Here is a 22,733-nt window from a genome sequence, read left to right on the forward strand (position 1 = left end):
GGGGCGGGCCGTGCCCGCGGGACATGGGCACACCCGCGGCGGGATGTACGGCATGGCGACGCTGGAGCAGATGAACCGGCTGCGCGCGGCCAGGGGGACCGCCTTCGACCGGCTCTTCCTGCGGCTGATGATCACCCATCACCAGGGCGCGCTGACCATGGCGCGCGCACAACTCGACGGCGGGACGAACCGGCGCATGCGCCTGATGACCCGCGATGTCATCTCCGGCCAGACCATCGAGATCAGCCGGATGCGCCGCCTGCTCGGCCCGGCGACGCCATGAGGATCAGGCGTTCGTCAGGAGCTCCACAACATGTTGCTCAGCTCCGCGTCGAGGTTCATGAAGTCGGTCTCACGGCCGGCGGGGACCAGCTCGTAGGTCCGGTGCAGGAACTCGGTCAGGGGTGCGAGCGGCACCTCGAAGAGCGCCTGACCAAAGGGGGAGGTCAGGCTGATGTGCAGGGTGCGCTCGCCGTCGGAGCGCGCGGGCCACACCTGGACGTCGCCGTCTCCGACGCGCCGCACGATGCCCACGGTCAGCAACTCGCGGGCGAAGATCCACTCGACCGGTTCGTCGTTCCCCACATGGAAGGCCATCCGGATCGCATACGGGTCTTCGGCCGTGTAGCTGAGTCCAGCGAGCAGGGGGACGGTGGTACGGTCGGGGACCACTAGCCGAAGGCCCAGCTCGGCGGAGACGGTGGTGCTGTTCATCGTCAGCCAAACCTTTACGTCGTCGGGTCCCCTCATCGGGGCTTTCACTGCTCTGACGGGCTTCGTCGTGAGCTATGACGCGGAACGAAGAAACCTGTTGAAAAGATTCCGCCTCCGGGCCCTTCTGTAACGCACATCACAGCCCGACATTTAGGTCCCTACCTGGTCAAACATCGCCAACAGGCCCATGTTTACGAGGGTTTTGCGTGTCGCTCCGGCCCTCAGGCCCCTCCCGCGGGACCTCTCTGACGAAAGCCCCCTGCTTCGTTCGTATCGTGTCACTGTAGGTCAGCACGATGCTATGCCAACCACCCCTCCCCACGCGCCCGATCCGCGACCTTCCCGGCAACCCGCCTCCACCCGATCACCGCGCCCCGGGCGGGAACGGCTTCGCGGCCACCCCGCAAGTGCGGTATGGTTTTCCCGTCGGCCCCGCGAGGGAGCCGCATCACCTGGGCGATTAGCTCAGCGGGAGAGCGCTTCGTTCACACCGAAGAGGTCACTGGTTCGATCCCAGTATCGCCCACCCAGGTCCGAGCCCCAGAGGAAGATCAAGCTCTGGGGTTTTCGGCTTTCCGGGGGCATGCCCGCGGGCGGAACCATGGGCATGGCCGTGCCGTTGGTCGGGTGATGATCCCCGACTTCGGAGTGAGGAGCGTGTCACCGAAGAGAGCACGATTAGTCCTCCTGGCCGTGAGCGCGTCACCGGGTTCCGGCCACCTGGGCGAAGGCGAGGAAAGGCTCGTTCGAGGAGCCGTCCGACTACTCCTATCGGGCTCCGGCCAAGGGCGGCGTGGGCTCGGACGTGATGATCGCGGACCTCGAGGAGCGGGTAGAGGTCTGCGTGTTCGAGCGGACGCGCGTCAGGGTGGCGGACGTCCGGTGCGACGACGAGGTGCGAGGCTACTCCTGGTACTACATCCGCATCGACGGATACGCCCCGGCGGTCGGGAAGAAGGCCGGGGACGGTTCGTTCCGCTCGCCGTACACCGAGGCCTATCGGGTGCGCAGGAAGGGCGGGGACGCCGCCAGGGCCGCGATCCATGACGACGACCTCGAAGAGGACGAGGACTTCGAGGACACCGAGCCCGATGTGGAGGATGAGAACACCTGTACCGAGACCATCGACGGTGTCCGCGCCAACACCGAGCACGGCACCTCGTGCAGTACCGTCCACCGGAACAAGCGCCGGCAGCGCCGCTGCACGTCGTTCTAGGTCAGGTCGAGTTCCAGGACGGGGGAGAAAGCGCGGGAGGAGCAGATGGTGAACAGCCCTTCGGCGCGTTCGTCGTCGGTGAGCACGTCGTCGCGGTGGTCGGGGTCGCCCGCCAGGACGCGAACGACGCACGTCCCGCAGATGCCCTGCTGACACGAGAAGGGCGCATCGACGCCGTTCTCCAGTAGCACGTCGAGCACGCTGCGGTCCTCGGGGACGAGGTACTCGGCACCGGTGGAGGCCAGGCGCACGGTGAAGGCGCCCGTGCCGTTACCGGCCGGTCCGGCGAGGGCCGGGGGGTCGCCGAACCGTTCCTTGTGCAGGGCCTGCTGTGGCCAGCCCAGCGTTTCGGCCGCGCGCAGCAGGTGGTCCATGAACCCGTCCGGGCCGCAGATGTAGACCGCCGTGTCCGGTCGCGGGTCGCCGAGGTCGCGGGCGAGGTCGAGCGGTTGGCCGGGGTCCTCGTCGTCGAAGTGGAAGGCGACCCGGGGGTCGCCCGCCAGCTCCCGCACGAATGCGGCGCGAGCACGGCTGCGGGCGCAGTAGTGCAGCGTGTACTCGGCGCGCTCGTGTTCGAGTTGCCGCACCATCGCCAGCAGGGGGGTGATCCCGATCCCGCCGGCGAACAGCAGGTGCCGGCGCGCCGTGACGAGGGGGAAGCGGTTGCGCGGCGCCGAGATCCGCAGCCGGTCGCCCACCTTGAGCGCGTGCATCGCCCGCGATCCACCTCGCGAGGCGGGCTCGTTCAGCACCGCCACCCGGTACGCCCCCTGCTCGGGCGGCCCGCACAGCGAGTACTGGCGGACCAGCCCCGAGCCGATCAGCACGTCGATGTGCGCCCCCGCCGTGTAGGCCGGGAACGCGGCCCCGGCCACCGGCGCGAGGTCGATCACCGCGATGTCCGGGGTCGCTGCGGAGCGGGAGACGACCGCCGCCTCCGTCCACGTCACGGCCATGTCCCCTCAGGCCCCGGCTGCGGGCACGGCTGTGGGCACGGACAGCGTCTCCATGCCGGACCGGGTGCGCCGCGGCGGTACCTCGGTCAGGCTCACGCCCTGCGGGTCGCGGCCCGCCTCCACGTCGGCGACCATCGTCTTCAGCAGCCTGCGCAGCATCACGACCCCGCGGTCGGTGGTGGCCAGGGTCTCCTCCGAATGCAGGGTGATCGGGCCCTGCGACTCCTGCGCCTCGGCGTCTCCGGGGAATCGCTGGTGTTCTTCCTCGGTCAGTTCCCAGGCGTCCTTGCCGTTCTGCTTCACGCCGTAGAAGAACCGGTCGAAACGCTCGGGGTCGGTGGTGCGCAGCGAGAAGAACGACCGGTGGTGGGTGTCGTCGACCGGGACGACCCAGATCAGCATGTCGCCCGGTGCGTCGGGGACGAGTTTCACGAAGTCCGACAGCACCAGGATGTTCGGCAGATGCAGTTCCGCCCCCCATTCGCGTTCCGGCCGGACACCGTTCTCCTCTTTGTCCAGGAAACGAATGCGATATTTGGCCCCGTAATCGGTCCGCTCGTAGGTGAGCCGGTCGGCCACGGTGTAGGGATCGTAGAAGTCCTCAGGGAAACCGGTGGTCCCGGTTCCGAGGAACTGGAAGCCGCTGTGCTGGGAGTGCAGCCAGTTGATGTGCGCCGGGTCGATCGCGTTCTCGTATATCTGGAGCCAGTTGAAGTCCTGTACCAGGCCGGTGACGTTCATGCCGGGGACCGGCCACTCGGCGTAGTACTTCTCGCCCTCTTCCTGCGGTTCCAGAATGTCGTACCGGGGAAGTACCGGCTTTCGCTCCGGCGGTCCCATGTAGACGAACACCAGACCGTACCGCTCCTCGAGCGGGTACCACGGCTGGCGCGCCGCGCCGAGCCGGCGGCCCCTGCCGGGCTCGCCGGCCTGCTCCAGGCAGTGCCCCTGCACGTCGAACTTCCAGCCGTGGTAGCAGCACCGGATGCCGTCCTCCTCGACCCGGCCGTAGTACAGGCTGGCGCCTCGGTGGGCGCAGCGCTCGAACACCACGCCGGGGCGGCCCCGGCCGTCACGGAAGACGATCAAATCCTCGCCCAGGATCCGCGTCCGGTGCGGTACGTCGGAGGTGAGGGCCGCCGACGTGGCGATCGGCTGCCAGTACCGCCGCAGCGCCTCGCCCATCGGGGTGCCAGGGCCGGTCTCGGTCAGCCGCGCGTCGTACGACGGCGCCTTGCGGCCGTAGCCGGTGCCGGTGTCCACAACTGATTGCTCGGTCATCTCGATCTCCTCGGCGGGCCTTGTTCATTCGCTTCCGCAATTCGCGTGCGAATTCCGCGTGCGGGCGCGCGGGAAACCGGCCGCGGTGGTGCCGGGGCCGGGCGAATTGAATGGGGCCGGCATTGTGCCGGTGAATGGCAATATCCACTTTGCAGCCGGCGCGGCGCCGCGGCAAGGGTTCACCGCGGGACCTGTGGGAGAGCCACAGGGACAACGGCGGCCTTCCGGCCCTAGCTTGACAGAACAGGTTTTCTGCGGGTCGCGCGGACGGAAACCGGGAGGACGTATGGAAGCACTTCGGCAGGTGGCGTTGATCAGTGGAGCGAGCCGGGGCATCGGCGCGGCGACCGCGCGGGAAATGGCGCGGCGCGGTTATCACGTGGTCGTGAACTATCGGCAGGACGCGGCGGCGGCGCACCGGGTGGTCGGTGAGATCGAAACCGCCGGTGGGTCGGCGGAGGCGCTCCAGGCCGACGTGTGCGACGCCGGCCAGTCCGCTGAGATGGTCCGGCGGATACACGCCGACCACGGCCATATCGATGTGCTCATCTGCAACGCCAACACCGTCAACCCGCCGTTCGAGCCGCTGCTTTCGGTGCCCTGGGAGGCGTTCATCGGGAAGATCACCGGGGAACTGGCCGGGGCGTTCTTCCTCACCCGGCATGTGCTGCCCGCGATGCAGCGGCGGCGGGCCGGCCGGATCGTCTACATCTCCAGCACGGCCGCCGACTTCGTCGGCAGCGTCGCGGCGCACTCGATCGCCAAGGCGGCGCTGAACACCTACAGCCGCCATGTGGCCGCGCAGGCCGCGCAGCACGGGATCGTGGTCAACACGGTCGCGTTCGGGACCGTGCGGACCGACGCGACCGCGGGCGTGCTCAACGGCGATCTGCGGAAGCTGACGGAGGAGCGTTCGGTCCTCGGCCGGGTGATGGACGCCGAGGACGCCGCCAAGAGCGTGGCGACGGTGGCCGATGACGGTTTCGGCGTGACGGTGGGCCAGGTGATCCGGGTGGACAGCGGCTTCGGCGTCCTGGACCACCAGCTGCACATGATGACGAAGCACTTCCAGCGGGGCGACGAGGGGGCTTCGGCCTGATCTGAGTCGCCGGTCCCGGCGCCTGGGCGGCCGATCGGTCCGAAGGTCGTCTCCGCCTTGACAAGCCTGTGCCGGGTGGTCACGATTAACGCCTAGGACCGATCGGTCCAGCCGGTCGGCGCACGCTTGGGCACTCTGCCCCGGCCTCGCTGGCCGCCGTCCTGGCGCGGCGGATTACGGGCACCCGGCTGCTGATCGCCGCGGCGAATCACCGCGAGCACCCCTGGAACCTCGCCCGGGCCGTGGCCAGCCTCCAGACCATCCTGCCCGCGGGCAGCGGGCTCGTGCTGGGCTCGCGGGACCTCACCGTGGCCGGCGGGCGGCCCGGCGCGCTGGCTGGGACGTCAGGGACCTGGCCAAACCCGTCGACATCGGTCCGGAGGCGACGGTGGAGACGGGGGTGGTGTCGCGGAGACTGTGGGACGGCTATCCCTATGACGCGATCATCGCCGATCCGGCCGCGTACATCGACCTGGCGCGCGTCCACGCCAGCGACCACCACGGCATCTACGACGTGGCCGGTCCGCTGCCGGTGCCGACCCGGGGCCGTCCGCTGCTGTCCCTGTTCGTCCCCGACGGCGTGCCGGCCGACGTCCCGTCCGCGTTCGACTCCGTCACGGTGCCCCTGGAAGTGGCAGGCGAGATCGGCGCCGACGCCTACGGCGGACGGCCGCTGATCGCGTACGTCAGGGACCCCGGCGACCTCGCCCGCGCGGGGGGCGACGGGCGGTGGCGGGGCCTACAGGCCCTCGCCACCGACGATCGCACGCTACACGCCGCGCTCGCCGTACTCGGGCGCGGCTGACCCCGGCCCGGCCGTCCTCACGCACCCGCTTCGCCGGAGCGGGTGCGCAGGCCGGTCGCCGCGACCGCGACCCCGATGGCGCCGAGCACCGAGACGGCCAGCAACGCCGGCCGCGTACCGTCCGGGGCGTCCAGCAGGGCGGCGACCAGCGGCAGCATCACGACACTGCCGACCTGGACCCCCGTCTGGTAGACGGGCACCGCCGCGCGCCGCAGTTCGGCGGCGACGCTCTGCGTCGCCCGCATGTTCAGGGCGGCGAACGCCACGACGAACGACGCCCCGGCCAGGAGCAGCGACGGCAGCAGGTCGCCGGCGTAGGAGCCGCCGCCGGAACGCGCCAGCGCGAGCGGCCCGGCCGCGAACGCGAGCAGCGCGCCGAGCGCGATCGGCCGCGACGTGCCGAACCGCTGGACCAGCCGCCCCGCGAACGGAAGGGAGAGCACCAGCGGCAGGCAGGCGGGCAGCAGGGCGAGCGCGACCTGCCACGCCCGCCACCCCATGCCCCAGCTCAGCGTGAACGTCACCACCAGCAGCAGGCCGATGTAGACGCCGTTCAGGATGCCCGCGCCCGCCACCGCGCGCATCAACGGCCCGTTGCGCAGCAGTGCGAGGCCGGACCTCGGGGGTGGCGCGCCTTCGACGTCCGGTATGAGGCGCCGCCCCGCCACCAGCAGCGCCAGCGCCACCGGAACCGGGAACAGGAACGTCCAGCGCCAGGTGTCGGCGACCAGAAGGCCGGACAGCACCAGCCCCAGGCTGAAACCGGAGGCCCCGAACATCGAGTAGACCGACACCGCCCTGCGCTGCCGCGGGCCGGACGGGAACGTCTCACCGATCAGCGCCAGCCCGGCGGGCGCGGTCAGCGCCGCGCAGGCCCCCTTGACCACCCGGGAGCCCACGAGGACCGCCATGTTCGTGCTCAGCCCGCCGACGAGGGAGGCGGCGGCGAACACCAGCATCGCGACGAGATAGACCCTGCGCAGCCCCCACACGGCGGCCAGCCGTGGCCCGAGCGTGAGGCTCGCCGCGAACCCGAGGGCGAACCCGCTCATCAGCCACTGCACCGCCCACGGGCCCAGCCCGAGATCGGCGCCGATGGCCGGCAACGCCACCAGCACCAGCGAGACCTCGATGGCGTCGAGCAGCATGTTCCCGGAAAGGACGAACAACAGCGGCCGGCCGCCGCGCCGGACCGTCGCGGTGCCGGTGCTATCCACCCGCGGCCGCCTTCTCCAGCAGATCCGGAAGCCGCTCACAGATCAGCTCGATGTTCCTGGCCACCAGGTCGTCGGGCATGCCCGCGACGCTCGCCCAGAAGATGAGGTGCCGTACCGGCAGCCCGCGGATCTTCTCGTGGATGCGCGCCGCCGCGTCCTCCGGGGTGAGGATCTCCAGCATGGCCCACGATCCGTCGGCCGGCCGGTCGGGGAAGTCCTCCGCGCGCAGCGTCGGCGGCTGCGGCCGGTCGGTGCCCGCCGCCCAGGTCCGCCGATAGGTGTTCTTCTGATGGGCCAGGTGCGGGGCGACGCGGGGCCAGGCGGCCTCGGGGTCGTCGGACAGGATCAACGGCAGCAGGTCCGACACCCGCGCCGTGGCCGGGTCGTGCCCGCCCTCGATCAGGCCCGCGCGGTAGTGCTGGAACATCTCGGGGGAGATGTGCAGCAGGCCCAGGCCGAGGCGGCCCGCGATGCCCGCGCCGCGCGGCCCGTAGAACCCGCCCCACACGGGCGGCGGCTGCTGCAGCGGCGGCGGGGTGACCCCCGCCTCCCGCCACAGCCGCAGGACCTCGCCGATGTTCCGCTCGACGTTGCGGAACCGCCGTCCATGGTCGGCGTCGAAGAGCGCGTACTCCAGGGCCCCGTAACCCGCGCCGAAGCCGAGTTCCAGCCGGCCGCCGCTGATGAGGTCCACCACGGCGGCCTCCTCGGCGATCTGCGCCGGATGGCGCAGGTTCGGCAGCATCACCGCGGTGCCGATCCGGGCCTTGGCGGTGCGCGCCGCCGCGGCGGCGGCCATGGTCAGCGGCTGTGGCAGGTAGCCGTCCTCGAACAGGTGGTGCTCGGTGAACCAGAGGCCGCCCACCCCGCGCCGGTCGGCCTCTTCGCACAGTTCCAGGGAGCGCGCGTAGTGGTAGGCCCAGGGGCGCTGCCAGGGCTCCGGGTTGCGCATGTCGAAGAGCAGTCCGACTTCCATGATCAGTCTCCGTTCGTGGGGGCGGGCCCGCGGTCAGGCGGCCTGGGCCTGCCAGCTCCGCGGCCCTCGGTAGGCGGGGATCGGTTCGGGACGCCGCCATGGCGCCGGGGCGGCCGATCGCCACGGCCGCGGCCGTCGCCGCGCCGCGTTCCGCCGGCGCAGCAGCACCGCGGTGACCACGGCGAGTTCCACCGTGTCCAGCGCGCCCCGCTCCACGCGCAGCAGCGGCATGTCGGTGTACTCCCTCATCGCTCTGATCGCTCCCCTCGCATCGGTGGTGGTCTCATTGCGGCGGATTGCCGTGCTTGCGGTGCGGGAGGGCGGCGTCCTTGTGCCGGAGCATGGCGAACGCCCGGACCAGCACGGCTCGGGTCTCCGCCGGGTCGATCACGTCGTCCACCAGCCCGTGCTCCGCCGCGTAGTAGGGGTGGACCAGCCGCTCGCGGTACTCCTCGATCTTCCGCGCGCGGGTCGCGACCGGGTCTTCGGCCGCCGCGATCTCCCTGCGGAAGATCACGTCGGCGGCGGCGTCCGCGCCCATCACCGCGATCTCGTTGCCCGGCCACACCAGCGCCAGGTCCGCGCCGATCGACCGCGAGTCCATCACGATGTACGCCCCGCCGTACGCCTTGCGCAACACCACCGACACCCGCGGAACCGTGGCGTTGCAGTAGGCGTACAGCAGCTTCGCGCCGCGCCTGATGATGCCGTCGTGCTCCTGCCGCACCCCCGGCAGGAACCCGGGCACGTCCACGAGGGTCAGCAGCGGGATGGTGAAGGCATCGCAGAACTGGACGAACCGCGCCCCCTTCTCGCTGGCCCCGATGTCCAGGACGCCGGCCAGCATCGCCGGCTGGCTGGCCACCACGCCGACCACGTGCCCGTCCAGCCGGGCGAACGCGCACACCAGGTTGCGCGCCCAGTCGGCGTGCACCTCCAGCAGCTCCCCGTCATCGACGATCTCCGCGATGACCTCGCGCACATCGTAGGACCGGTTGCCGTCCACCGGCACCAGGTCGCGGACGCCGTCCAGCCGCCGGTCCGGCGGGTCGGCGGCGGGCACGACCGGCGGCAGCTCGCGGTTGTTGGCCGGCAGCATGGACAGCAGGTACCGCACCTCCGCCAGGCAGGTCTCCTCGTCGTCGTAGACGAAGTGCGCGGTGCCGGAGACCCCGCCGTGTACGTCGGCCCCGCCCAGGCCCTCGTGCGTCACCTCCTCCCCGGTCACCGCCGCGACCACGTCCGGCCCGGTGATGAACATCTGCGAGGTGCCGCGGACCGCGAAGACGAAGTCGGTGAGCGCGGGGGAGTAGGCGGCACCGCCCGCGCACGGGCCGAGCATCACGCTGATCTGCGGGATGACACCGGACGCCCGTGTGTTGCGCTGGAAGATGCCGCCGTACCCGGCGAGGGCGGAGACGCCCTCCTGGATGCGCGCGCCCGCGCCGTCGTTCAGCGAGACCAGGGGGGCGCCCGCCGCCAGCGCCATGTCCATGATCTTGTGGATCTTCCCGGCGTGCGCCTCCCCGAGCGCGCCGCCGAAGACACGGAAGTCATGGGCGTAGACGAACACGGTCCTGCCGTTCACCTCGCCCCAGCCGGTGACCACGCCGTCGCTGTGCGGGCGTCTGGCCTCCAGCCCGAACCCCGTCGCCCGATGCCGGCGCAGTGATTCCACCTCGGTGAAGGTGCCCGGGTCGAGCAGCAGGTCAATGCGTTCGTAGGCGGTCAGCTTGCCCTTGGCGTGCTGGCGTTCGGTCGCCGCGGCGTCGGGCCCCTGACGGATCCGCCGCTTCAGCTCCCGTAACTCCTCGATCCGGCCGGCGAGGCCGGCCGGTTCCGGCTCCGCTGCCGGTGCGGTCATCGTTTCCTGTGCCGTGGTCATGGACCCCGTTACTCCCGAAGCTGCCGATTGGTTTCAGCCGAGCAGCGTGCCGCCGCTGGCGTCGACGAACGTCCCGGTGACCCACCTGGCCTCGTCGGTGGCCAGGAAGCGGATCACGTCGGCGACGTCCTCCGCCTGGCCGACCCGCTTGAACGCCGACAGTTGGGCCATCTGCCGCACCGCCTCGGGGACGTCGAAGATCGCGCTGCCGTTGTCGGTGATGCCGGGCGCCACGGTGTTGACCGTGATGCCACGCGGGGCGAGATGGCGGGCGAAGTGCAGGGTGATCTGCTCGATGGCGCCCTTGGTCATCGAGTACGCCACCTGTTCGGGGTTGGCCAGCCGGGTCAGCCCCGACGAGACGTTGATGATCCGCCCGCCGGCGGGCAGCAGCGGCAGGGCGCGCTGCACGATGAAGAACGGGGCCTTGACGTTGACGGCGTAGAGCCGGTCGAGGTCCTCGGGGGTGACGTCCTCCGGCATCTGGCCCGCGGGCGTGGTGATGGCCGCGTTGTTGACCAGGATGTTCAGCACGACCTCACCGGTACGGGCCTTCAGCTCCTGCTCCAGCCCCAGGAACAGCTCGTGGACGTCGCCGGGCACGCCGAGTTCGGCCCGCACGCTGAAGGCCCGCCCGCCGTCCTGCTCGATCAGGCGGACGGTCTCCTCCGCCGCGTCCCGCTGGGTGGCGTAGTGCACGGCGACCAGGGCGCCCTCCTCGGCCAGCCGTCGCGCGACGGCCCGGCCGATGCCCCGGCTCGACCCGGTGACCAGCGCGGTCTTGTTCTCCAGCCGTTCCATCCTGCCCTTCCTCCCTTGTGGTGCGGTTCGCTCGCGTACCGGCGGGACCGGGGCCGGGGGCTGCGGAGCACCCGTCCGGCGGCCGATGGCCCAGGCGGCGGGCTCGCCGACCTGGCTGATCACGCGGGCCACGGCCCGGCGGACCGGGCCGGACTCCAGCAGTCCGGTGAAGACCTCCCGAAGCGGTTCCACGTCCTTTCCTCCGAGCAGCAGCAGCGACTGGACCCGGATGTTGGTGAGCGTGCGGACCCCGACGGCGTGCCGCCGTTCGTGGTAGCCGTCGAGGGCGTCCTCACCGACCCGGCCGGCCACCCGGCCGGCCAGCGGCCCGCTGAGGTCGGCCGCGTCCTGAAGCCCCAGGTTGAGCGCCTGGCCGCCGACCGGCATCTGCACATGGGCGGCATCGCCCGCGAGCAGGACCCGGCCCCTGCGGTACCGCGTCACCTGCCTGCTGGCGTCGTCGAACGCGTTGAGCCACAGCGGCGTGCCACCTTCGATCCGCTCTCCGGTCACCTCGGCCCAGGCCGCCGCGACCTCCTCGAACGCCGGAGGCGCGAGGCGCGCCCGGGGCCGGGCCCCGTACACATGCACCATGACCCGGGTGCTGCCGTCGGGCCAGCGGTGCGCGGTGGCCAGCCCCTTCGGCAGCCGCTCGAAGCGCCGGTCCGGGACGTCGATGCCCGCGACGTCGGCGCGCAGCATCTCGCGCCCGGCGTCGGTCCCGGCGAACTCGAAGCCCGCCAGCCCGCGGACCGCGGACCGTTCGCCGTCGCAGCCCACCAGGTAGCAGGCGGTCAGAGTGCGTCCGGTCCCATCGGCCGAGCGGATCTCGGCCGAGACGTGATCGCCGTGGTCGCGCAGGCCGGCCAGCCGCCATCCGCGCAGCAGGGCGGTGCCCGCCGCAACCGCCCGCTCCTGGAGCACCGCCTCCAGCCGGGCCTGGGGGCATTTCCACTGCCCGGCGTACGGGTGGCCGGGGTCGGCCTCGGTCAGGTCGAGCCGGATGCCGCCGAAGTGGCCGGGTCCGCCCCCGGGCAGTTCGCCGAGCCGGGCGAGGACGCCCCGTTCGGCGAGCAGTTCCATGGTGCGGGTGTGCAGGGTGGACGCCCTGGACTCGGTCATGGGCTCGGTGCGCTGCTCCACCAGCGTGGTGCGCACCCCCTGCTCCGCCAGATCGCCCGCGAGCAGCAGCCCGACGGGTCCGGCGCCGATGACGACCACGTCGGCATCGAGCGCGCCGGACCTCCGGGCGGCCGGGGTAGCCGTGTCCGCCATGACTCAGCGCCGGGCTTCCGCGTAATCCTTGGCGAGCCCCAGCGTCGCCCGGCTGTTGCCGCCGAGCGCCTCGCGGATGAACGAGCGGGCCTCCGCGACACCGGCGTCCGCGCCGAGGACATCGGTGATCCGCTTCGGGTCGATCACGACGGTGTGCTGGGAACTGGCCCTGGCGGCGCCGTCGCCCGTCTCCTCGAACTCCCAGTAGCCCGTGTGCAGCCTCATCAGGGCCGGCAGCGTGGTCTGCTTGTAGACGATGCGGTGGTGGGGGAAGCACACCCGGACCGACTCGGTGGTGTGCGAGGAACCGTCCTTGGTGAGGGTGTCCATCCGCAGCACCTGAAGTCCCGGGGTGTCCTCGGTGAGCCGCACGGTGGCGACGTGCGGCAGCCGCTCCCGCCACCGGCCGGCCTCGTTGACGAAGTCGTAGAGGTCCTTGGCCGAGCCGGCGACCTCGACGGAGTCGACGAACGACAGCGTGAGCGGGTCTTCCCCGGCCGCCTCCTCCAGCGCGGCCTTGACCGCGGGAAGTTCCTCGCTGCTGTTGCGGTCGACGGCCTGGTCGATCCAGGCCAGCCCCTCGGGGTCGTCGTCGATGGCCCGGTACCGGTGCAGCAGGCGCAGCCTGGTCTCCTGCGGGCCCGCCGGCTCGATGAGCCAGGCGCCGGTCATCTCCGCCACGGGGGGCGAGGAGACCTCCTGCCAGAAGTCGATGCGCTTGTCCTGCGGGAAGAGCCTGCGGCGCGAGGTCCAGCTCTTGGCCTCCCCGTTGGCGGTGGCCCAGATCCGGATGCGCTCCTCGCGTTCGCCGCGCTCCAGGTACTCCACGTGGACCGAGGGCGGGAACAGGCGCGGCCAGTTCTCGACCTCGGCGAGCAGGCGGTAGACCTCCTCGGCGCCGGCCCGCACCGTGACCTCGTGCTCGACCTCTCGTCCCGGCTGTTGCGACACTGTCGTGCTCCTCTCAGAAGTTGCCCAGCCCGCCGCAGACGTTGAGCGCCTGCGCGGTGATGGAGGCCGCGGTGTCGGAGGCGAGGTAGCCGACCAGGCCCGCCACCTCCTGAGGGGTGGAGTAGCGGCCGAGCGGGATCTTGGCCTGGAAGCGCTCCAGGATCGCCTCTTCGGTGGTGGAGTAGGCGTCGGCGTAGCCCTGCCGGACCCGCTGCGCCATCGGGGTCTCGACGTAACCCGGGCAGATCGCGTTGACCGTGATCCCGGTCGGCGCCAGCTCGTTGCCCAGCGCCTTGGTGAAACCGACGACGCCGTGCTTGGAGGCCGAGTACGGCGCCCCCAGCACCACGCCCTGCTTGCCCGCCGTGGAGGCGATGTTGATGATCCGGCCGCGGGACTTCCGCCGCATCCCACCGGCGTTCAGCACCTCGCGGGTCACCACGAACACGCTGGTCAGGTTGGTGGCGATGACGTCGTCCCACAGGGGGTCGCCGATGTCGGCGGTCACTCCGCCGCCGCTGCGGCCGGCGTTGTTGACCAGGACGTCGATGGTGTCGAACCGGGTCACCGCGGCCTGCACGAGGCGGGCGACGTCCTCCTTGGACCGCACGTCGGCCACGGTGCCGTCCACGTCGAACCCCTCGTTCTGGAGGGCCTTGACGGAGTCGGCGAGCGCCTCCTCGCCGCGCGCGCAGATGAACACCCGGTGGCCCTGGCTCGCGAGCAGCCGGGCACTGGCCAGGCCGATTCCGCTGGTGCCGCCGGTGACCAGGGCGACCCGGCCGGCGGCTTGCGTGATGGTTGCGGTGTTGACGGACATCAAGGCTCCTCGGCGGGTGCGTTCACGCGGCGGGCAGGTGGGTGTTGACGAGGTCGATCAGCTCACGGGGGGTCTGGGCCTCCCCGAGCGCGTCCTCGTCCAGGCTGATCCCGTGGTGGCGTTCGATGCGGCTGGCGGTCTCCAGCAGCGCCAGGGACTCGTATCCGAGGTCGTCGAACGAGGTGTCGATGATGTCCCCGTCGAGGTCGACGCCCTCGTCCGTGCCGGCCGCCTGGCGCAGGACGGTCTTGAGATCGTCCAGCGTGAACTGGTTTCCGGGCATGTGCGGTCCTTTCGTCTCGTCAGTGGTCCGCCGCGGCGGAGGGATCGACGGCCCGCACGACCATGGCGGAGTTGAGCCCGCCGTGGCCGCGCGCGATGACCAGGACGTGGCGCAGCGCCGCCGCCCGCGGGGCGCCGGTGACCAGGTCGAGGTCGTAGGCGGGGGAGGGCCGGGTGTTGACCGTGGGTGGGATGACCCCGTCGCGCATGGCCAGGCACGCGGCGGCGAGGTCCAGCGGGGCGGCCCCGGAGTACAGGCGGCCGGTCATCGTCTTCGGGGCGGTCACCGGCACGGCGGACGGCCCGAACACCTTGGCGATGGCCTCCGCCTCGACCCGGTCGAGTTCCGGGATGGCGGCGGCGTCGGCGAAGACCGCCCCGATGTCCGCGGGCTCCACCCCGGAGTCGGCGAGCGCCCCCTCGATGGCGGCCTGCAAAGTCGGTTCCCGGCCGCTGTCCCGCCGGGGATCGGTGGTGGCCGCGTACCCGGCGATCTCGCCGTAGACCCGCGCGCCGCGGGCGCGGGCGTGCCCGGCGTCCTCCAGTACCAGCAGCGCGCCGCCCTCGCCGGGGACGTGCCCGGTCGCGTCGTCGTCGAACGGCAGGTACGCCCGCTCGGCGTCGTCCCTGGTGCTGAGCCGGCCGCCGGTGAGCTGGGCGACCCACCCCCACGGGCAGATCGAGGCGTCGACCGCGCCGCTGATCACCATGGCGGTCCCCTTGCGGATCTGCCGGCGCGCCTGCGCGACCGCGTCGAGGCCGCCCGCCTGGTCGCTGACCACGACGCTGCTCGGTCCGCGCAGCCCGTGGCGGATGGAGATCTGGCCGCTGTTGACCGCGTAGAACCAGGCGAAGGACTGGTAGGCGCTGACGTACTGGCCGCCCTTGCTCCACAGCGCGCGCAGCTCGTTCTGCCCGAACTCGAACCCGCCGGAGTGGCTCGCCGTGATGACCCCGACGTCGAACTCCGGCAGGTCCGCCGGATTCACGCCCGCGTCGGCGAACGCCCGGTCGGCGGTGGCCAGCGCGAGCCGCGTCATCCGGTCGGTCTGCGGCAGCAGCCTGCTGGGAAGGTGGTCCTCGGCGACGAAACCGGTGATCTCACCCGCCAGCCGGGCCGGATAGGAGGATGCGTCGAAACGGGTCACCGGCCCGATGGCGCCGCGCCCGGCCAGCGTGGCCGCCCAGTACTCGGCCAACGACAGCCCGGTCGGAGCCGCCACGCCGAGCCCGGTGACCCAGGTCGCGGTGGTCATGTGCCGCTCCGCCCGGGTGGCGCCAGCACGATCGCGCTCTGGAACCCGCCGAACCCGCTGCCGACCGACAACACCGCGTCCACCGGCAGCTCCCTGGCGGTCAGCGGCACGTAGTCCAGGTCGCACTCGGGGTCCGGCCGGTGCAGATTGGCCGTCGGCGGCACCACGTTGTGCGTCATCGCCAGGATGGAGGCGGCGATCTCGATCGATCCGATGGCGCCCAGCGAATGCCCGACCATCGACTTGATGGAGCTGACCGGCGTGCGGTAGGCGTGCTCGCCGAGGCTGCGCTTGAACGCGGCGGTCTCGTGCCGGTCGTTCTGCTTGGTGCCCGAGCCGTGCGCGTTGATGTAGTCGATGTCCTCGGGCGCGAGCCGGGCGGCCTCCAGCGCGACGCGGATGGCCTCGGCCATCTCCCTGCCGTCCGGCCGGAGCCCGGTCATGTGGAAGGCGTTGGACCGCGTCGCGAACCCGGCCACCTCGGCGTAGATCCTCGCTCCGCGCGCCAGGGCGCTCGCCAGGTCCTCCAGCACGAACATGGCCGCCCCCTCGCCCAGCACGAACCCGTTGCGGCTGGCGTCGAACGGGCGGGAGGCGTGCTCGGGGTCGTCGTTGCGCGGGGTCGTCGCCTTGATCGCGTCGAAGCAGGCCAGCGTGATGGGGGAGATGGGCGCGTCGGTCGCCCCGGCCACCAGTACGTCGGCCGAGCCCTCCCGGATGAGGTCGGCGGCGTAGCCGATCGCGTCCAGCCCGGAGGTGCAGCCGGTGGAGATCACCGTGGTGGGCCCCTCCGCGCCCACGGCCCAGGCGACCTCGGTCGCGAACGAGCTGGGCACCATGTAGTTGTAGAGGTGCGGCACCGCGTAGGTGTGGTCGACCAGGTCCAGCCGGCCGCCGTCACTGACGGTCCGGTACTCCTGGTCCAGCCCCATGGTCGCGCCCACCGCGCTGCCCACGGTCACGCCCATGCGGTGGGGCGGCAGCGCCGCGAAGTCGAGCCCGCTGTCGGCCACCGCCTCGCGTGCGGTGACCACGGCGAACTGCGCCGCGCGGTCCATCCGCCGGATCTCCTGAGGGGTCAGCCCGGACAGCTCGGCGTCGAAGTCGGCCTCGGCCGCGACCTGTGAGCGAAAGGGCGACGGGTCGAAGAAGGAGATCCGGCGCGTGGCGGTACGCCCGTCCGTGAGCAGCTTCCAGAACTCCTTGACGTCCTGGCCGCCCGGCGCGGTCACCCCGACGCCGGTGATCACCGGACGGCGGGAGGGCGGGCCGCTCATCCCGCGCTCCAGGCGTAGAACCGGCGGGCCATGGCGTCCTTGGGGGAGCGCCAGGTCGCAGGGTCGTAGGCGGCGATGTACGGCTTGAGGTCCTCGCTGATCCGGACGAACCGCGGGTCGGTCTTCGCCTCTTCGATCAGCGCGCCGCCGTTGTCCTCGTCGAAGTCCTGGAGGTGGAAGTACAGGCCGTTGAACTCGAAGAGCTGCCGCCGCCGGGTCCCCATCCGGCCCGGCATGTCGGTCCGGTCGAAGTCGGCGAAGAGCTCGGACACCTTGTCCGCGGAGGAGGCGGCCATCTTCGCGACTATCAGTGTGCTGTGCATCGTTCCTCTTCTCGATCGTTATCGGCTCGGCCCGAACCAGCGGCCCAGAGCGGCGCGCAGATCGTCATCGGTTCCAGGGGCGGCCCAGGCGACATGGCCGTCGGGCCGCAGCAGCAGCGCGGTGGTGCCGGCCAGCGGGCCCTCCGCGTCGTCCGCGTGCGGAGTGGCCGTCACGATGTCGACCCGGTCGGCCCACGGGCGGGCGCGCCGGCGCAGGACCCGGTTGCCGGTCAGGTCGAGCAGCACGCCCCGGCCGGTGCGCAACAGCTCGCCGCCCGCGGTGCCGCGGCCGGCGTGCTCCAGGCCCGGGTGCGGCATGCGCGCGCCCAGCAGGGGGTGCCTGCCGCGGCCGACGTCGTAGGTGATGTCCAGGCCGCTGACGCGGGCGGCGAGCAGGCGCTGGGCCTCGGCGCCGCCGATCAGCTCGCCCAGGACGTCGCGGAGCGGCGCTGCCTCGTCGCCGCCGAGCAGCAGCGCGCCCTGCGCGCGGGTGTTGGCCAAAAGCGCGCGGCCGACCGCGTGCCGCTCGGTGTGGTAGCTGTCCAGCAGCGATTCGGGGGCCCGCCCCCGTACCACGGAGGCCAGCTTCCAGCCCAGGTTCACCGAATCCTGAATGCCGGTGTTCATGCCCTGCCCACCGGCCGGCAGATGGACGTGGGCCGCGTCTCCGGCCAGCAGTACCCGCCCCCGCCGGTATTCGGTGACCTGGCGGGCGGCGTCGCTGAACGCGCTGACCCACACCGGCTCCGCCGTGGAGATGTCCGACCCCGCCACGCGTTTCCAGACATCGGCCACCTCGGTGAACTCCGGCGGGCCGGTCCGCGTCCGCGGCGGGGTCCCCCGCTCGCCGACGATGATCCGGTGCACACCGCCGGCCAGCCGGGCCACCATCGCCATGCCGGTCGAGGTCTGTGCCCCGGCCGTGCGCGGCTCCAGCTCAAGGCCGCGGATGTCGGCGAGGAAGAGTTCGGTGGTGGCGGACGTCCCGGGAAAGTCGAATCCGCCCACCCTGCGCACCGTGCTCTGCCCGCCGTCACAGCCGACCAGGTACCGGCAGCGCAGGGCCCCGCCGTCGCGCAGGGTGACGGTCACCCCGGCCCGGTCCTCCACGAAGCCGGTGCACTCCAGGCCGCGCCGGATGTCGGCGCCCAACTGGAGGGCCCAGCCCTCCAGCACCTCCTCGGTGGTGTTCTGCGGCACGTTGCGGGCCGCGCCGTGCGCCGAGCCGAGCAGCCCGAGGTCCAGGGGGAGACCGCCGAAGTGCCCGGCGTGGCTGGTCTGGAGGTCCCTGAACCGTGGCAGCAGCCCCCGCTGGTCGAACACCTCCATGGTGCGGATGGTGAACCCGATGGCGCGGGACTGCCCGGAGCGCTCGCCCAGCCGGTCCAGCACGATGACGTCGATACCGGCCAGGCGGAGCTCTCCGGCCAGCATCAGCCCGGCCGGTCCTGCGCCGACGACGATTACGGAAGCGTCCATGCGAACCTCCTGGGACGGCGGCTGAGCGTTTCGTGGAAACTGTCACGGGTACGGCGCGGAGTTACTCGCCCTGGATGTTGCGGGCGATCCGTTCCAGTACGTCGTTGGCGGCCAGGAATTCGCTTTCGCTGATTCCGGCGAGCGATTCGGCGGCGTGCGCGTTCACGATCGCCTCGGCCCGTTCGTGCGCCGCCGCGCCGGCCTCGGTGAGCGTGTACGTCTCACCGGCGACGGCGACCCATCCGCGCGTGACGAATTCGTCGATGATCGGCCGGTACGATTTTTCACCATCGGCGGCCAGGAAAGGGTCGAAAGCGTCGTCCACTGCGGCGACCGTGTCCACGCCGATGCCGAGTGCGTGCAGGACCTGCCACTGCCTGCGGCTCAGCCGCTCACCCGCCAGCGCGGAGCCGGTGGCGGCGTCGAAGAGCCGGTGCAGGTGCAGCAGCCAATAGCCGAGCCGCTTGGTCGTGTTCTGCTGGAGCATGGGAAACCTCTATTGCCGCGACAAAGGGATTTATCGGTGTGTTCCCGAATCAATGCTTTGACTCTGGCATGCGCCCGCAGAGGCCACAAGGGGCCGTGAGACAAACTACGGTAGGGCCGCAAGCATTCACCTGCGGGCAGCCGAAGGCTCCATCCGCCGCAATGGGCGGATGGAGCCTTTTCGGGCCGATATTCAGATGGAGCTGACTTAGGAGACGGTGAGACTCAGTGCCATGGAGAGTTCGGCCCGTCCGGAAATGCCGAGTTTGCGGTAGACGCTGGACAGATGGAACTCGACCGTGCGGACGGCCAGGAACAACGTCTCGGCGATCTTGCGGTTGCTGTACCCGGCGCGGGCCAGGTTGGCGACCCTCGCCTCCTGGGGAGTGAGGGCCTGGGAGGCGTGGCCCTCACCGGACCTGGCCAGCGCCGCGTCGGTCCGGGTCACCCAGTACGCGTTGCCGCACCCGCGCGCGACCGCGGCCGCGGCGGTCAGGCCGGTCCGTCCGCCGGTCACGTTGCCCTGCTGAATTCGCAGCGCGCCGAGGTCGTACAGCGCCTGGATCAACGCGGCCCCCGCCTGGGCCAGGTACAACAGCTCCACGGCCTCCTCCAGCATGGCCGTGGACGCCTCGTCCCGGCGCGCCAGGGCGAGGGCGTGCAGCGCGACGCCGATGGAGCGCGGCGAACCCCACCGCCGGGCCGCGGCGAGTTCCTCTTCGGCCAGGACGCGTGCCAGGTCGCGGTGGTGTACCGCCAGCGCCCCCAGCGCGGCCCTGGACCGCCACGGGATCACCGCGGGGTTGGCGACGTTGAGCGACTTCAGCAGCCGGCCGCACTCCATGAAGTCATCGACGCCGAGCTGGAACTGGCCCGTGGCAAGGCGCAGGTTGCCCCGGGCGGCCAGGATGTGCGCGCGCTCGGCCGGCCCGCTGTTCAGCCGGCCGGTGAGCCCGTTGGCGAACAGCACCTCGTGCGCCTGGTCGAACTCCCCGACGCACACCAGCGCCTCGGTCAGCCAGGCGACCGCCAGGGTCCGGAGCGGCCCCGCGCCCATCTCGGCGAGCAGCGACCTGAACATCTCCGCGGCCAGGCCCATCGCCCGGGTCTCCAGGCCGACGCGGGCCCGCATCATGAGCAGCAACCCCCGGCGCAGCGGCGAGCGCGTCCACTCCTGATCGCGGGACAGCTCTTCACAGTAGTCGGTCACCGAGTCGAGGTCACCGGTGTAGAAGAGGGCCAGCAAGGTGAGCCACATGGCCTCCGCCGCCCGGTGCGGCTCGCGCGCGTTCCAGGCGCTCTCCACCTCGTCGAGTACGGCGCCGCGCATGCGCCGGCCGAGAGCGGCTATCTCGACGCGCCGCGCCGCCTCGCACATCGTCCGGCAGATCGAGCCGCCATTCGGGAAGGCGACCCCCGGCGTGTAGCCGGTCACCAACTCACCGCGACCGGCCACGCCACCTGCGTGGCCGACGTTCCCGTGGAGCCCAGAGCCGGAAAGCTGTCGTTTCCCGCGCCCGTCCTCGTGTTTCACGATTGCGGCTGTTGTTCCTTGGTTCCTTCCGATCATGTTTTAGTGTCCCCATCAACTAGCTCAACGCGATGCGACCATTGGAGACGGGGGCCCAGGACGGTCCAGGGCGGGTGGGCGCGTCTGATCATTGAAAAGGCTCACACGCGGTAGAGGGATTCATCTCCTGGCGTGGTCCATGATCAACAAGTTAGATGACAGGACGCGGGCCGCCCACTTGGAGAGGCGATGAAGTGAGCGCCGCCCACCAGTCGGAATTCCTAACCCCCGTACGTCGCCGTCCCGCGCTCCGAATGAGCCGAGGGCCGGCCTGAGGAAGCCTGCGACGAGATCCCCACTAAATTAGTAGTCTATCTACTGTGCCGAAATAATCAAGGGCCGTAAGGGCGGCCCGCACACGGCCAGAATAAGTGATGTTCGTCACTTGACGGCGGTGCGGAGGGCTGCTCGATCGGAGCGCCGAATCCACCGTGGGGGCTTCGCGACGGCATCGGGGCGGCGCATGTCCGGCCGCCTTTCGCCATCGCGCACGCGCGGGCCCGTTGCGTCGAGACGTGGGTGTCCGCCGCCTCTCCGGTCACCTTCCCGGCAGGTCTCCCCGGACGAACGTGACCGGCGCCATGGAACATGGGCCGGTCGCGTCGGCGTCACGGACCGGCGCCCCTGTTCCGGCCGCCCGCCTGGACCGCGATCCGGTCCTCGCCATTGGCGTCGAACCCGGGCCGGGGTTCCCGGCGGGCCGCCTCTGACCATAGGGTTCGCGGCCGCAGGCGGCCTGATGCGCCGTTGCGTCCATGGTGCCGAGCGCCCCGATCGGCCCCGCCGGGCGGCTGCTCGGCGGGGCCGGCGGAACCGCCGGCCTCCGCCGTGCCCGCCGTGTCATCTCCGCTTTGCCGGTTGTCGGCGGCCGGATGACAATCCGGCCCGCCGGGCTCTTGCGCCGGCCCGGCCCCTATGCTCCGGCCCGTCTCGCCGACTAACGTGATCGAATTATGTCGCTCCACCATCGGCCCCCTATTTGATCGGCTCCGGCATTCCATTCTTGAACCCTATGCGCTCCCTGAGCCCAGCGTCCCTACGGCTCCGCCACAGGTCACGGACCGAACGGTCCGTATCCCTTGCGGTGGCCCTGAAAGCTCTGCGAGAATTGCTGTGACCACCACTTTTACCCACTAGCGGCAGAACGCCGGCGGGGGCTGGACCCCCGTCTTGGCGGCCGAAGGGATTTCCGTGAAGAACATTGTCATAACGGGCGGGACGTCCGGTATCGGGCTGGCCCTGGCCCGTGCCTGTCGCGATCGCGGGGACAACGTCCTCATCGTCGCCCCGGACCCGGCGAAGGGCGCCCGCTTCATCGAAGAGTCGGAGAAGAAGGAGGCCGGTAAGCGGGTTTTCTTCATAGCGGCCGATCTCAGCCTGGTCAGCGAGAACGAGCGGGTTCTTCGCGAGGTCGGCGAAATATTCCCGACCGTGGACGCCCTGGTCCTGTGTGCACGGTTCTTCCGCTCCTACCGCCGGGTCACCGCCGAGGGCTTCGAGCACCAGTTCGCGCTGTACTACCTGAGCCGGTTCCTGCTCAGCCACGGCCTGGTGGGACCGATGCAGAAGGCCGGGACGTCGGCGGTCGTCAATGTCGCCGGCCCCGGAATATCGGCCGGCCGGGTCCACTGGGACGACGTCGAACTGACGCGGGGCTACGACGGCTGGGAGGCGATGTTCCAGGGCGGCAAGCTCAACGATCTGCTCGGTGTCGCCTGGGCCGCCGCGCACGGTGACCGGGGGATTCGTTACGTGCTGCAGTTCCCCGGCGGCACGCGCACCGGCCTCGCGGGCGAGTTCGACCCCGAGACGGCGGCACAGGTCGAGGAGATGAAGAAGGGCGCCACGAAGTCGGCGGAGGAGTCCATCATCCCGATCGTGGCCGTCATCGACGGCCCGCCGGCCGAACCGCTCACCGCCCTGTGGGAGGACCGGTTCATCGGCCTGGACGGCTGGTCGTTCGACCCCGCGGCCGCGACGCGCCTGCATCGCATCACCGAGGATCTCCTCGCGCGGCGCTGAGGAAGCAACTCCGGCCACCGCTTCGCCGGCTCCGGCCACCAC

The 22,733-nt window shown here is 71.2% G+C and carries 22 protein-coding genes and 1 tRNA gene; 6 read left to right on the plus strand and 17 right to left on the minus strand.

Annotation, left to right across the window (positions count from 1 at the left end; genetic code table 11):
• The coding region (locus tag C1I98_RS01120; protein WP_146607219.1) for a DUF305 domain-containing protein at positions 1 to 283 on the plus strand (283 nt) is incomplete at its 5' end.
• Between the two features lie 14 nt (positions 284 to 297).
• Here C1I98_RS01120 and C1I98_RS01125 read toward each other — a convergent pair.
• A complete protein-coding gene (locus tag C1I98_RS01125; RefSeq protein ID WP_111165163.1) occupies positions 298 to 714 on the minus strand; it encodes an SsgA family sporulation/cell division regulator in 417 nt (138 codons plus the stop codon).
• 454 nt (positions 715 to 1,168) lie between these two features.
• Here C1I98_RS01125 and C1I98_RS01130 point away from each other — a divergent pair.
• Both C1I98_RS01130 and C1I98_RS01135 read left to right on the plus strand, forming a co-directional pair.
• Positions 1,169 to 1,240: transfer RNA gene (locus C1I98_RS01130), tRNA-Val, on the plus strand.
• Positions 1,241 to 1,522: 282 nt separating this feature from the next.
• Positions 1,523 to 1,930 carry a hypothetical protein gene (locus C1I98_RS01135; RefSeq protein ID WP_146607220.1) on the plus strand — a complete coding sequence of 136 codons (408 nt, stop codon included), beginning with the start codon at positions 1,523 to 1,525 and terminating at the stop codon, positions 1,928 to 1,930.
• Here C1I98_RS01135 and C1I98_RS01140 read toward each other — a convergent pair.
• Positions 1,927 to 2,880, minus strand: a complete 954-nt coding sequence (locus C1I98_RS01140) for a PDR/VanB family oxidoreductase (protein ID WP_111165165.1) — start codon at positions 2,878 to 2,880, stop codon at positions 1,927 to 1,929. The two genes, C1I98_RS01135 and C1I98_RS01140, sit on opposite strands and share 4 nt — an antisense overlap.
• Before the next feature lie 12 nt (positions 2,881 to 2,892).
• On the minus strand, positions 2,893 to 4,167 hold the full coding sequence (locus tag C1I98_RS01145; protein WP_111165166.1) for an aromatic ring-hydroxylating dioxygenase subunit alpha: 1,275 nt from the start codon (positions 4,165 to 4,167) through the stop codon (positions 2,893 to 2,895).
• Positions 4,168 to 4,453: 286 nt separating this feature from the next.
• Between C1I98_RS01145 and C1I98_RS01150 the strand changes: the two genes are divergently transcribed.
• Together C1I98_RS01150 and C1I98_RS01155 are read left to right on the plus strand one after the other, a co-directional pair.
• On the plus strand, positions 4,454 to 5,266 hold the full coding sequence (locus tag C1I98_RS01150; protein WP_111165167.1) for an SDR family oxidoreductase: 813 nt from the start codon (positions 4,454 to 4,456) through the stop codon (positions 5,264 to 5,266).
• Positions 5,267 to 5,669: 403 nt separating this feature from the next.
• The gene (locus tag C1I98_RS01155) at positions 5,670 to 6,071 is read left to right on the plus strand and encodes a hypothetical protein (protein WP_146607221.1); all 402 of its coding nucleotides are present in this window, start codon (positions 5,670 to 5,672) and stop codon (positions 6,069 to 6,071) included.
• Between the two features lie 17 nt (positions 6,072 to 6,088).
• On the opposite strand, the gene C1I98_RS01160 is transcribed toward C1I98_RS01155, so the two are convergent.
• The 14 genes from C1I98_RS01160 to C1I98_RS01225 form a co-directional block, all read right to left on the minus strand.
• A complete protein-coding gene (locus C1I98_RS01160) occupies positions 6,089 to 7,288 on the minus strand; it encodes an MFS transporter (RefSeq protein WP_199536644.1) in 1,200 nt (399 codons plus the stop codon).
• Complete coding sequence (locus C1I98_RS01165) at positions 7,281 to 8,264, minus strand: LLM class flavin-dependent oxidoreductase (RefSeq protein ID WP_111165169.1); 984 nt, start codon at positions 8,262 to 8,264, stop codon at positions 7,281 to 7,283. Before C1I98_RS01165 ends, C1I98_RS01160 begins: the two co-directional genes overlap by 8 nt.
• 33 nt (positions 8,265 to 8,297) lie before the next feature.
• Positions 8,298 to 8,513, minus strand: coding sequence for an acyl-CoA carboxylase subunit epsilon (locus C1I98_RS01170; protein ID WP_199536645.1), 216 nt, complete (start codon positions 8,511 to 8,513; stop codon positions 8,298 to 8,300).
• 34 nt (positions 8,514 to 8,547) lie between these two features.
• A complete protein-coding gene (locus C1I98_RS01175; RefSeq protein ID WP_233506977.1) occupies positions 8,548 to 10,128 on the minus strand; it encodes an acyl-CoA carboxylase subunit beta in 1,581 nt (526 codons plus the stop codon).
• A gap of 54 nt (positions 10,129 to 10,182) precedes the next feature.
• Positions 10,183 to 12,225, minus strand: a complete 2,043-nt coding sequence (locus C1I98_RS01180; protein WP_111165171.1) for an SDR family oxidoreductase — start codon at positions 12,223 to 12,225, stop codon at positions 10,183 to 10,185.
• A 3-nt stretch (positions 12,226 to 12,228) separates the two neighbouring features.
• Positions 12,229 to 13,176, minus strand: coding sequence for an aromatase/cyclase (locus C1I98_RS01185; RefSeq protein WP_111165172.1), 948 nt, complete (start codon positions 13,174 to 13,176; stop codon positions 12,229 to 12,231).
• 13 nt (positions 13,177 to 13,189) lie between these two features.
• The gene (locus tag C1I98_RS01190) at positions 13,190 to 13,996 is read right to left on the minus strand and encodes an SDR family NAD(P)-dependent oxidoreductase (protein WP_199536646.1); all 807 of its coding nucleotides are present in this window, start codon (positions 13,994 to 13,996) and stop codon (positions 13,190 to 13,192) included.
• A gap of 22 nt (positions 13,997 to 14,018) precedes the next feature.
• Positions 14,019 to 14,279 carry an acyl carrier protein gene (locus tag C1I98_RS01195; RefSeq protein WP_111165173.1) on the minus strand — a complete coding sequence of 87 codons (261 nt, stop codon included), beginning with the start codon at positions 14,277 to 14,279 and terminating at the stop codon, positions 14,019 to 14,021.
• A gap of 19 nt (positions 14,280 to 14,298) precedes the next feature.
• Entirely contained in the window at positions 14,299 to 15,534 is a 1,236-nt protein-coding gene (locus C1I98_RS01200; RefSeq protein WP_111165174.1) for a ketosynthase chain-length factor, read from the minus strand.
• A complete protein-coding gene (locus C1I98_RS01205) occupies positions 15,531 to 16,811 on the minus strand; it encodes a beta-ketoacyl-[acyl-carrier-protein] synthase family protein (protein WP_111165175.1) in 1,281 nt (426 codons plus the stop codon). The genes C1I98_RS01200 and C1I98_RS01205 overlap by 4 nt, the downstream gene beginning before the upstream one ends.
• Entirely contained in the window at positions 16,808 to 17,134 is a 327-nt protein-coding gene (locus C1I98_RS01210; protein WP_111165176.1) for a TcmI family type II polyketide cyclase, read from the minus strand. Before C1I98_RS01210 ends, C1I98_RS01205 begins: the two co-directional genes overlap by 4 nt.
• Positions 17,135 to 17,152: 18 nt before the next feature.
• Positions 17,153 to 18,613, minus strand: a complete 1,461-nt coding sequence (locus C1I98_RS01215) for an FAD-dependent monooxygenase (RefSeq protein ID WP_111165177.1) — start codon at positions 18,611 to 18,613, stop codon at positions 17,153 to 17,155.
• 61 nt (positions 18,614 to 18,674) lie between these two features.
• Positions 18,675 to 19,100 carry a MarR family winged helix-turn-helix transcriptional regulator gene (locus C1I98_RS01220; protein WP_111165178.1) on the minus strand — a complete coding sequence of 142 codons (426 nt, stop codon included), beginning with the start codon at positions 19,098 to 19,100 and terminating at the stop codon, positions 18,675 to 18,677.
• 207 nt (positions 19,101 to 19,307) lie between these two features.
• Positions 19,308 to 20,555: a helix-turn-helix transcriptional regulator gene (locus C1I98_RS01225; protein ID WP_146607222.1), complete on the minus strand. Its 1,248-nt coding sequence runs from the start codon at positions 20,553 to 20,555 to the stop codon at positions 19,308 to 19,310.
• Positions 20,556 to 21,860: 1,305 nt separating this feature from the next.
• Here C1I98_RS01225 and C1I98_RS01230 point away from each other — a divergent pair.
• Complete coding sequence (locus C1I98_RS01230) at positions 21,861 to 22,691, plus strand: SDR family NAD(P)-dependent oxidoreductase (RefSeq protein ID WP_111165208.1); 831 nt, start codon at positions 21,861 to 21,863, stop codon at positions 22,689 to 22,691.
• The last annotated feature ends 42 nt before the right edge of the window (positions 22,692 to 22,733 follow it).

The organism is Spongiactinospora gelatinilytica (assembly GCF_003236385.1).
GTDB lineage: Bacteria > Actinomycetota > Actinomycetes > Streptosporangiales > Streptosporangiaceae > Spongiactinospora > Spongiactinospora gelatinilytica.